The sequence below is a fragment of the Campylobacter sp. RM19072 genome (assembly GCF_024723485.1).
In the GTDB taxonomy this organism is placed as follows: domain Bacteria; phylum Campylobacterota; class Campylobacteria; order Campylobacterales; family Campylobacteraceae; genus Campylobacter; species Campylobacter porcelli.
Map to the genome: position 1 here is coordinate 1 of NZ_JANQCU010000039.1, position 1,945 is coordinate 1,945.

Below are 1,945 nucleotides of genomic sequence, written 5' to 3' on the forward strand. Positions count from 1 at the left end.
GTTTGTTTATTAAGAATATCAATTTCTAATTTTAATTTTTGTATTAGAACTTCATTAGATTTATTTGTATCTATTTGATTTTTTAAAGCTATTTGCTCATTTTGAAGTATTGATTTTAAATTTTCATTATTTTTTATGTTAGTTTCAATCTGAGAATTGATTTCATTAACAGAAACATTTAATTTATTGGTTATATTTATGTAATGATTTAATAAATTTTTTGCCTTATCATCTATGTTTAATCCTAATAAATAATTTGATAAATATTTTAATATACGACTTCTAGTCAATTTAGTATCTATAGATATTTTTGAAGCCATATATGAAATATTTAAATATTTTTCTTGCGAATATCCTATTATATTATTTACAAATACTTTATATATTGAATCTTTATACCTAATAATATACTTATACATCCAATCAAAATCTTTTAAATCAAATAATAAACCTAATGTATTATTAGCTTCGTCGTATTTTTTTAAATATATGTAATGATTAAACATATGCACAAGAAATGCACAATTATTTCTATCATAATTTATACCTTGATTTAAAATTGATATCAATTCATCTCTAGATACATGTTGCATAAGACATAAATTATGTAAAAACAGTAAAGAGTAAGATTTTTGATATTGATGCAAATTTAAATTATAATTAAAATATTTTTTAACTATAATTATCATTTCATCTATTGAAAAGTGAGTAAAATAATATTCAGGTATTTTGCCTAAACCTATGTACGATGCCGTCTTAGCAAATGAACTGCCTCCAGAGTATATCTCTTTGGCTTTAGACATAAATACAATGTCAAATATTACTCTTTTAATATCTATTATTGTATCATCAATAAAATCCTCTATCAAATATATTTTATTTTTATAAAATTTTTTAAGTTCTCTTAGTTGCGTAAAATCATCTCCAAAAAGTACAATATCATTATTAATTTTTAAATTTTCATCTATAAGAGCCATAGCAATTTCATTTGGCATCATTTTTCTATAAAAAGCATCCAATCCGCTTCTAATATAATCATAAACTCCATCTCCAGCTCTGATATGTATCGCTATAAATTTATTTGGAAAATATTTTTGTACTTTTTGGCTTACATTATCTATTATATCATTAACTGGTTTAGCAAATTTTATAGATTTCCATAATTTTGGATATTCCTTTAAATAATATTTATCTAATCCCTTTAGTTTCGATATATCATATGATATATGATATCCGAAATTTTCTTGGTGAGGTCTTTTTAAATAATCTTGTATATCATGATTTTCTGCGTGAATGTTTGCTGGAGAGATTTTACCTAAGTAAGAATATAAATTTAAGAATTCCTTATCAAATATAAACTCTTCATTTCCACCATATAGTCCTGCTAATTCATTATTATCTAATTTTTTTAAACTTGTTTGATCATAAGATGATTTTGGCCATACTATGCCAAATTTATATCCTAACTTACTAGATAGATACATAGCATTTAGTATAGGCATAAATCTAGCCCCAAATCCATCGCTTCTAGACGCTACCATCAATCCTGGAAATTTCCTATTGAGTATTTCTATTTTTATTTTATTTATATAATTTTCATCTTTAATATTTAATTTTATAAATTTTATTTGATATTTTTCATTAAGATTTATTTCTAATTTATCGTTATTAAAAATAAAATTTTTATTGGAAATTTCTATCCAATTTTCATTATCAAAAGAAATTTGTAATTTATTTATAATATTAATCCACTCATCTAAACTTATTATTAAATCAGATGATAAGCGAATACATTCAATAAGTCTATTGTCTATATTTAACTTGTGACCACTTTGTGATATATTACTTAAATCAATAAATATGATATTTTTATCCAACAAAGTTTGTTTACTTTCTTTGTATATGTCAAATAAATCTATATCCTTAAATATCATTAATTACTCCT

1 protein-coding gene is annotated in these 1,945 nt (G+C 22.1%); it reads right to left on the reverse strand.

Features of this window, described 5'->3' with window-relative positions; genetic code table 11:
• Positions 1-1,934 (reverse strand): hypothetical protein (locus CSUIS19072_RS08315; protein ID WP_337212261.1); only part of this gene is annotated, 1,934 nt, incomplete at its 3' end.
• Between the last annotated feature and the right edge of the window lie 11 nt (positions 1,935-1,945).